Below are 8039 nucleotides of genomic sequence, written 5' to 3'. Positions count from 1 at the left end.
TATTCACACTCAACGGTGCCGGTAAAGTACTGCCTGCATTCGGCACACACGGCTGCGTCTCCAGAGCCAGCCTGTAATACCCATGGTGGGCTGTTTCTCTGCAGGTATTCAACCGGCGGTGCTGCTCTCCCCAACTCCCGAATTTAATAAGGAATTATTCCGATGAAAATTAAACAATGGCTTTTGCCTGTTCTGCTGGCCGTGTCAGCTCCCTTACTGGCAGCACAGCCTCAGCCAGACATCAAAGTGGAAACCTTTAACAAGGTCCATCCTGCCGGGACGCGTTATGTCACGGTGGTTGTGACCGCACGCGATGACGGCGTAATGGTGAAAAATATCGTGGTTAACCGGGGAAATTGTCGTATCGCCAACCAGAAATATCTGTACTCCAGCAATAAGGAAACCATTCTGCCCGCCACATTACGCTACGGGCAGTCAGTTGAGGTGAGTTTTTATAATAACTGCGTGGCTTCAGAAGTTGATGTCACCACCAGTAAAGGCGGGTGGCAATATACCTATCACTGAGCATACCCTGCCTGATTTACATATCCCCCCCTTCACGGGCTGCCCTCCCCGGCAGTCCGGAGACCCTACCCATGACATTACTGAAAATACTGGTCTCTGCGCTGGGCCAGGTGCTGACGTGGTGTGCCAGCAACAGGGCACAACAGTTTGTGGAAGACCACTTTCGCGCAGAAGGTTATGACGAAGACAGCATTTATATCGCCAGACAGGCCGCAACCCTGCTCGCTGGTGCCTTAATTGCGGCGCTGATGGAGCAGATACTGCAGATTATCGCCACACACTTAACCCACTGATGCCCTACTCACTGAGCGGGGCATTTTGTTTTATGACGCCAGTCAGGAGATGGCAATGCACAACACTGACGATATCCCAATACCGACCGGTCCCTTTACCCGCAGGCAGGCTGAGGTCATCGTGTCGGCGTATCAGAACGTGGCTATTGAAGACGACCAGGGGACGCATTTTCGGCTGGTCATCCGCGACAGCGAGGGGCAGTTGATCTGGCGGGCGTGGAATTTTGAAGCCAGCGCCGGGTATTGGCTTAACCGCTACCTGCTCAGCCACGGCATCCCCGGAGACTGACTCACCACGGGCCTCGCCCAAATACCCGCCACACCAACAGGCCATGTTCCCACAGGAGCATGGCTTTTTTGTTTATGCCGTTTTATCCACCATAAGGAATTAACCATGCGTTTAGCCAGCCGCTTCGGGCGGACAAACCAAATCCGCCGCGACCGCCCCTTAACCCGTGACGAACTGATGCAGTTCGTTCCCAGCGTCTTCAGTGAAGACAAACACACATCACGCTCAGACCGTTACAGCTATATACCGACTATTACTCTGCTGGAGAACCTGCAGCGTGAAGGTTTCGAACCCTTCTTCGCCTGCCAGTCGCGCGTTCGCGATCCTGAACGTCGGGAACACACCAAACACCTGCTGCGCCTGCGCCGGGCGGGTCAGATAAATGGCCAGCATGTGCCTGAAATCATTATTTTAAACAGCCACAATGGGGCGTCGAGTTTTCAGTTACTTCCAGGAATATTCAGAAGCGTATGCACCAACAGCCTCGTCTGCGGACAGTCCTTTGGCGAAATCAGAGTTCCGCACCGGGGCGATATTGTCGGGAAAGTGATTGAGGGGGCCTATGAAGTGCTCAGCGTCTTTGACAGGGTGGAAGAGAAGCGCGACGCCATGCAGTCGCTGCGGTTACCCCCACCGGCACAACACGCCCTGGCCGAAGCGGCGCTGACATATCGTTTTGGGGAAGAACACCAGCCGGTGACCGCTACGCAGATACTGACGCCACGACGGTATGAGGACCGCCAGGACGACCTGTGGACCATTTATAACCGCATTCAGGAATCGTTGTTGAAAGGCGGGATGAGCGGACGTACCGCACAGGGAAAACGTACCCACACCCGCGCGATTAACGGCATCGACGGCGACGTTAAGTTAAACAGGGCGTTGTGGGTGATGGCGGAAAGTCTGCTGGAGAGCATGAAGTAATGCCGCACATTCCCGATGGCGTGATTCAGGTGCCGCCATATCCGCTTTCACTGACCCACCGGACAGGCTGCCGCTCCGTCTCTGACGACGACCTGTGCGCCTGGTGCTCACATCTTCTCTACCGACCCGGTGAGCTCAGCCTGTGCAGCTTAAGTCTTCCCGAAGGCCTCTGGCCATCAAGTTGTGATGAGGATGGCTATGCGCACTCCTGCCCGTCATACCTGCTGAACCAGAACCCCCAACCCGATAAATAAACAAGGAAAACCACTATGACCGACATTATCAACCTGAACGATCCCCTCCCGCTACAGACACAACCTGCCGGTACCGGCTCTGCACCCGCGCTGACCGCCGCCCTCGTCCCGGACGAGCAGCGCGTGGCGTTCTGGCCTGAGCACTTCGGGCGCATACCGCAGTGGATAATCCTCGAACCGACCGTCTTCGCCTGGATGGACCGCTTCTGTGCTGACTACAACGGCGGCATCTGGAATTTTTATACGCTCAGCAACGGCGGTGCGTTTATGTCCCCGGAAGCTGACGACAATACTGATGAACAATGGTCCCTGTTCAACACAATGAACGGTAACGGTGATGAGCTCAGCAGCGAGGCCGCCGGGATTGCCGCCTGTCTGATGACTTACAGCCACCACGCCATGCGCACCGAATGCGACGCCATGACCGGACACTATTACCGCCTGCGGGACTACGCGCTCGGTCACCCCGAATGCAGCGCCATCATGCACATCATCGACTGAGGTCAGCCGCTATGGAACAACAGTTACCGCTGTTTGCCCGTGAATTAGCCCCGGCCGACCAGCAGACGGTCAGGAAAGCGTTAACCCTGCTGGAATGCCAGCTACGCGAACCCGGCGCGTCATTTACGTCCAGCAATGCCGTCCGCGACTGGCTGCGCCTGCAGCTCGCCTCACTGGAGCGCGAAGAATTTACCGCACTCTTTCTCGATAACCAGCACCGTCTGATAGCCCACGAAACGCTCTTCACCGGGACCATCAACCATACGCAGGTACATCCCCGGGAGGTGGTGAAAGCGGGGCTGAAGCATAACTGTGCCGCCGTCATTGTGGCGCACTGCCACCCGTCCGGGGTCGCCGAACCCAGCAATGCTGACCGTCAGGTCACTACGCGTCTTCAGCAGGCACTGGGACTGGTTGATATTCGTCTGCTGGACCATCTGGTGGTGGGCGGGATGGAGACCATCTCATTTGCAGAGCGAGGCTGGCTGTAGCACAGGAGGAAAGTCACCCGATGAAAATTATCAGCAAGCGCCAGGCAATGGCGATATACCGCCAGCATCCACAGTCCCGTCTGTTTCGCTTCTGTACCGGGCGTTATCAGTGGTCCGGCAGCGTCTGTCACTATGCCGGGCGAGAGGTGCAGGATATCCGGGGCGTGCTCGCGGTCTTCGCAGAACGCCGTCAGGGCCGCAACGGTCCGTATGTCGTGTTGCGCAGCGTTACCCTGAATTAATTCACATTTAAGGAAGACTAAAATTGTCGAATAACATACCGGCAGTAAACCACAATATCGCCGAACCCTGGTGGGGGCTCAAACGCAATATCACACCCTGTTTTGGCGCTCGCCTGGTGCAGGAGGGTAACCATCTGCATTACCTCGCTGACCGCGCCAGCATCATCGGGACCTTCAGCGAGGCGGATTTACGCCATCTGGACCAAGCGTTTCCGCTGCTGTTGAAGCAAATGGAACTGATGCTCACCAGCGGTGAACTCACTCCCCGTCATCAGCACAGTGTGACCCTTTATGCAAAAGGACTGGTGTGTGAGGCCGATAGCCTCGGCTCGCACGGGTACATCTATCTCGCAATTTACCCGACACCTGCAACAACCGAATAAACCTTCTTACTGCTTACCTTCGTTTTTACCCATCAACAAAGAGATCCAATGATGAGAATTTATCCTGTCTCCGCAAAACGGGCCGCTGCAATTGAGCGGTTATCGCCTGTGCCACCGATTGCCGTGTGGCAGCGCCTCCTGACATATCTGCTGGACCGTCACTACGGTCTGACACTTAACGATACGCCGTTTGGCGATGACGGCGTTATCCAGGAATGCATTGACGCCGGTGATTCGCTGGTTGACGCCCTGAACGAGGTGGTTGAAGACGACGAGCTGGAGCGCATTGATAATCGGGGAAAATCGTTCCTGTCCGTCTCTCCGCCACTCACACCCGCAGATATCCTGAGCGCCCAAAACGCTGTTGGTCTGGCAGGCAACAGCGCCACCCTCATTATCAGCGGTCAGTCGTAAGCCAGAAGCTGACTCTCCGCCATCACACCTTCGCCTCGTACAGTCAGGCGATCCGCCGCACCAGTATCCGTTGTCGTAACGGTTGGCGTTTTTCTATTAACGGAGTAAACCAATGCAAACCCAACCACGATCCCAAACGCGGGAGGCACCGACACACCCGTCCCCCGTGGAGATCTGGCAACGGCTTCTGAGCCACCTGCTGGACCGTCACTACGGTCTGACGTTAAACGACACGCCGTTTGGCAACGATGGCGTGATTCAGGCGCATATCGACGCCGGTATTTCACTGTGTGACGCCGTGAATTTTATCGTGGAAAAGTACGATCTGGTACGTACCGATCGCCGTGGTTTTAACACAGAAACACAGTCGCCGCTTCTCACCCGTATCGATATTCTCCGCGCCCGCAAAGCCGCCGGGCTGATGACCCGCAACAATTACAAAGTGGTGACCGATATCACCACCGGGAAATACAGAGAGGTGCAACCATGAAGCTATCCCTGACGGTAGAAGCCGATACCGTCACTATACTGGCCCTCAACCTGGGTCGGATCGCTGTAGATATTGACGGCATTGAACTGGCTAACCTGATCGATGTGGTGAACAAGAGCGGTTATTCGCTTCGCATTGCTGACGAGCCGGGGAAGCTGATTGTTGAAGATCCACTCCCGCCCGTTGCCCGCCTGAACGGCATTCAGTGCAGCACCGCCCATATCACCGAAGCCGACAACACCCTGCTGTTTACCCTTTCACACCAGAACGAAGACTTTGGCGACAGCGAGTGGATTAGTTATACCGGCTCGGGTTATCTGCTCCGCCTGGGCGCGTGGTCATTTCCGGTGTTGCGGTTAAAACGCCTCGGCCTGTCGAAAGCCTGTCGTAGCCTGGTGGTAACGCTTATGCGTCGCTACGCCGTCGGCATTGTTCATCTGGATGCCTTTGGCGAAGTGCTGCCGGACTTCGCTACGTTTGACTGGTAGCTCAACCTCAATTGCCACAAGGAGAACACATGTCGGAATTAACCACTGAAACTGCATTGCAGATCCTGATCGACTGGCTGCAGGACAACATCAATTGTGGCAGCGAGATTATCTTCGATAACGACGAAGACAACACCGATTCAGCAGTACTGTTGCCCTGGATTGAACGTGCGCTTCAGGACGTTCGCGATCTCCACCATCTTCAGCTTTTGCAACAGGCCAGAACAAATTAGCCACCGGACCATACTCATCGTACACGCATAAGCGCCAGCCTTCACCGACTGGCGTTTTGCTTTCTTTGTATAAAGGATAAGAACATGTCAGAACTTACTCTCACCGAACCCAACGTTTTAACCGGCCATACCGACGTGATTTGCTCTACCAGTATTGAACGTATCGTTACGGGACGTAACGCCGCGCTTACGCAGATTGAATCCCTCATTCAGCAACTGGACGATATCTCAACGCTGACCCGCAGCATAGGCGGTAAAACCGCTCTGGACTGGGCCATGAAGCAGGACTTCCGCTGCGGCTGCTGGCTGATGGAAAAAAGAGAAGCGGCGATGAAAGCCATTACCCGTAATCTCGATCGCGGTATATGGCGGGATTTGATGAAGCAGTCGGGGATGCTAAGCCTGATGGATGCTGCGGCCCGTGAGCAGTGGTACAACAGTCTGGAGAAGGACGATATTCCTGTGGTCAGCGAAGCCAATATCCTGAGCACCTTTAAGCAGTTGCATCTGAATAAAGGAGAGGTTTTTGAGCGCGGAGTTATAAATGTGTTCAAAGGCTTATCGTGGGACTATCGGACGAATTCACCCTGCAAATTTGGCACGAAAATCATCGTCACAGGGCTGGTCAAATGTGACCGATGGGGATTTGGGTTGAACTGGGGCTGGCAGCGTGACCGCCTGGCAGACCTTGAGCGTATGCTGATGCTTCTGGATGGTAAGCCTGTTCCCGACAACCGCGCTGATGTTACCCGTCGCCTGGGAGACCATATCCATGCTAATCGGCACAGCAACCGTTACGAGGATGAGATGTTTGTGATCAAGTACTTTCAGAAGGGTACAGCCCATATCACCTTTAAGCGACCAGAGCTGGTCGATAAGCTGAATGACATCATCGCCCGACACTATCCCGGAGCTCTGGCAGCGAGGTAATAGTTACTGAATCAAGTCGCAATTGCTGTTCTTGAATAACCCAGAGATAATAACTATTATTACCTGATAGTAATTAAACAGGAGAGATCATCATGCCGACCAGTGTCGCCCTTACCCCTCACTTTGAAGCATTTATTCGTGAGCAGATAGAAAGCGGGCGTTATAACAACACCAGTGAAGTTATCCGGGCAGGACTTCGCGCCCTGGAAGATCGAGAGCAGAAAACGAAGCTAGAATCACTCCAGGAAGCAATCATTGCAGGCATCAACAGCGGTGAAAGTAAAAACGCTGAAGAAGTATTTGGTCGCCTGATGAGCAAATACAAAACCATGGTCGAAGGTACCCAGACAAAATGAAGCTGGGTATCTCACCACTGGCAGAGCTTGATCTTGAAGCAATTGGTGACTGGATTGCACGAGATAATCCTGTGCGCGCGGTCAGCTTTACTGAAGAACTGTATCAGCAATGCCTTCTGATAGCAGAATCACCGGCTCTCTACAGAGAGAGGCCTGAACTACTACCAGGGATCAGAGTCTGTCCTTATGGTCGCTATATTCTTCTGTTCAGAGTAATGGATACGGAAGTTCGTATAGAACGCGTCGTACATGGTTCCCGTGATACCAACATGCTACTTGCTGAACCAGGGGACCATCAGCCGTTGGATGACCTTTGATTTTGCTCTGGTCAGAGGTATCATCCACAGGTGAATCGGGAATCGAATGAAGGAATCGAATCAATGGTTTCAGATAGCCCCGAATCTGTAACTTTTATCTTCTGAAACTCCCGCCAACAACCAGCAAAACCATTTCGAGGTACCAATGGAGGTATCAATTTTACCAAACCAAACAATGACAAATAAAAACAATAAGATAGATTAAAAGGTCGATTCCGAGTCCGGGCACCACTCATTTATAACCCTCGCTTCGGCGGGGGTTTTTGCTTTCTGAGCCAAGAACTTGTTGGTTCACCAGAAGTAAACACCCTTACCTCTCCCCCAACTCCACTTCCCGGTGGTACAAAATGGGCGTTATGATAAAACCCACCAAATACCGAAACGGCGCTTAGTATATCCGCCAAGCAGTTCCTCAGGGGAAGGTAAGAATCGGTACAAGGTACCGTGCCAGCATCAACCGAGGGAACACCGTCAGCAACGTGCTGATTTCTATGACGAGCACTGCCGCATAGATAGAATCCACACGGGGTGCTACGACGGGCTTAGCAAGCCTGCAAAGAAGTCTTTATACGATTAAAGAGGTTTTCGGTTTTCAGTCCTGAAAATCATCGTTTTCCAGGTAATAACGAACCGCGTAGAGAAGCTCACCACTCCCTGAGGCAGGATTATGCTCTAGCTTATTGTCAATGATCGCCTTAAAAATTGGCGCTTCAAGGAAAGTGTCGTAGTTATCTTCAAAATCCATTTCTTCGTCTTCGTTTTCAGCAAAATAATAACGACCATTGACTATATCTTCTTCTGAAGAAAGGCTGAACGATGGCGAAACATACAGCCAACCTACATCAGGCAAACCATCTTTCATTTGTAGCAATTCGTTAAAACCATTAATGACAATCATTTAAACCTCCA

General features: G+C 53.0%; 17 protein-coding genes. 16 read left to right on the top strand and 1 reads right to left on the bottom strand.

Translation table 11 applies throughout. The features are described from left to right. Positions 1–162 precede the first annotated feature (162 nt). From AAIR21_RS07735 to AAIR21_RS07660, 16 genes are all read left to right on the top strand, one after another. A complete protein-coding gene (locus tag AAIR21_RS07735; RefSeq protein WP_025203219.1) occupies positions 163–525 on the top strand; it encodes a hypothetical protein in 363 nt (120 codons plus the stop codon). A 71-nt stretch (positions 526–596) separates the two neighbouring features. Beyond that, positions 597–818 carry a hypothetical protein gene (locus AAIR21_RS07730; protein WP_025203218.1) on the top strand — a complete coding sequence of 74 codons (222 nt, stop codon included), beginning with the start codon at positions 597–599 and terminating at the stop codon, positions 816–818. A 55-nt stretch (positions 819–873) separates the two neighbouring features. Continuing rightward, positions 874–1107, top strand: a complete 234-nt coding sequence (locus AAIR21_RS07725) for a DUF905 domain-containing protein (RefSeq protein WP_025203217.1) — start codon at positions 874–876, stop codon at positions 1105–1107. Between the two features lie 105 nt (positions 1108–1212). After that, positions 1213–2031 carry a DUF932 domain-containing protein gene (locus tag AAIR21_RS07720; RefSeq protein ID WP_038255436.1) on the top strand — a complete coding sequence of 273 codons (819 nt, stop codon included), beginning with the start codon at positions 1213–1215 and terminating at the stop codon, positions 2029–2031. Continuing rightward, positions 2031–2285, top strand: a complete 255-nt coding sequence (locus AAIR21_RS07715) for a hypothetical protein (RefSeq protein ID WP_072009066.1) — start codon at positions 2031–2033, stop codon at positions 2283–2285. Before AAIR21_RS07720 ends, AAIR21_RS07715 begins: the two co-directional genes overlap by 1 nt. Before the next feature lie 15 nt (positions 2286–2300). Next, positions 2301–2786, top strand: coding sequence for an antirestriction protein (locus tag AAIR21_RS07710; RefSeq protein ID WP_434680558.1), 486 nt, complete (start codon positions 2301–2303; stop codon positions 2784–2786). A gap of 11 nt (positions 2787–2797) precedes the next feature. Further along, positions 2798–3277 carry a RadC family protein gene (gene radC / locus AAIR21_RS07705; RefSeq protein WP_434680556.1) on the top strand — a complete coding sequence of 160 codons (480 nt, stop codon included), beginning with the start codon at positions 2798–2800 and terminating at the stop codon, positions 3275–3277. 20 nt (positions 3278–3297) lie between these two features. Then, a complete protein-coding gene (locus tag AAIR21_RS07700) occupies positions 3298–3519 on the top strand; it encodes a DUF987 domain-containing protein (protein ID WP_434680553.1) in 222 nt (73 codons plus the stop codon). A gap of 23 nt (positions 3520–3542) precedes the next feature. Further along, positions 3543–3902: a type IV toxin-antitoxin system YeeU family antitoxin gene (locus AAIR21_RS07695; protein ID WP_038255427.1), complete on the top strand. Its 360-nt coding sequence runs from the start codon at positions 3543–3545 to the stop codon at positions 3900–3902. Between the two features lie 51 nt (positions 3903–3953). Beyond that, a complete protein-coding gene (locus AAIR21_RS07690; protein ID WP_038255425.1) occupies positions 3954–4316 on the top strand; it encodes a TA system toxin CbtA family protein in 363 nt (120 codons plus the stop codon). 112 nt (positions 4317–4428) lie between these two features. Then, on the top strand, positions 4429–4806 hold the full coding sequence (locus AAIR21_RS07685; protein WP_434680551.1) for a TA system toxin CbtA family protein: 378 nt from the start codon (positions 4429–4431) through the stop codon (positions 4804–4806). Then, positions 4803–5294 carry a DUF5983 family protein gene (locus AAIR21_RS07680; RefSeq protein ID WP_434680549.1) on the top strand — a complete coding sequence of 164 codons (492 nt, stop codon included), beginning with the start codon at positions 4803–4805 and terminating at the stop codon, positions 5292–5294. Before AAIR21_RS07685 ends, AAIR21_RS07680 begins: the two co-directional genes overlap by 4 nt. A 29-nt stretch (positions 5295–5323) precedes the next feature. Continuing rightward, positions 5324–5527, top strand: a complete 204-nt coding sequence (locus AAIR21_RS07675; RefSeq protein WP_434680547.1) for a hypothetical protein — start codon at positions 5324–5326, stop codon at positions 5525–5527. Between the two features lie 84 nt (positions 5528–5611). Further along, entirely contained in the window at positions 5612–6457 is an 846-nt protein-coding gene (locus tag AAIR21_RS07670; RefSeq protein ID WP_434680545.1) for a DUF4942 domain-containing protein, read from the top strand. 92 nt (positions 6458–6549) lie between these two features. Further along, positions 6550–6813, top strand: a complete 264-nt coding sequence (locus AAIR21_RS07665) for a type II toxin-antitoxin system ParD family antitoxin (protein ID WP_434680542.1) — start codon at positions 6550–6552, stop codon at positions 6811–6813. Further along, positions 6810–7130, top strand: coding sequence for a type II toxin-antitoxin system RelE/ParE family toxin (locus tag AAIR21_RS07660; protein ID WP_434680539.1), 321 nt, complete (start codon positions 6810–6812; stop codon positions 7128–7130). Before AAIR21_RS07665 ends, AAIR21_RS07660 begins: the two co-directional genes overlap by 4 nt. A 592-nt stretch (positions 7131–7722) precedes the next feature. Here the strand turns inward: AAIR21_RS07660 and AAIR21_RS07655 are convergent. Continuing rightward, on the bottom strand, positions 7723–8028 hold the full coding sequence (locus tag AAIR21_RS07655) for a DUF7716 domain-containing protein (protein WP_113656402.1): 306 nt from the start codon (positions 8026–8028) through the stop codon (positions 7723–7725). Positions 8029–8039 lie beyond the last annotated feature (11 nt).

This window comes from Enterobacter sp. PTB (assembly GCF_051130085.1).
In the GTDB taxonomy this organism is placed as follows: domain Bacteria; phylum Pseudomonadota; class Gammaproteobacteria; order Enterobacterales; family Enterobacteriaceae; genus Enterobacter; species Enterobacter ludwigii.
The sequence above is the reverse complement of the archived record's forward strand: the minus strand, read 5'-3'. Positions and strand labels throughout refer to the sequence as shown.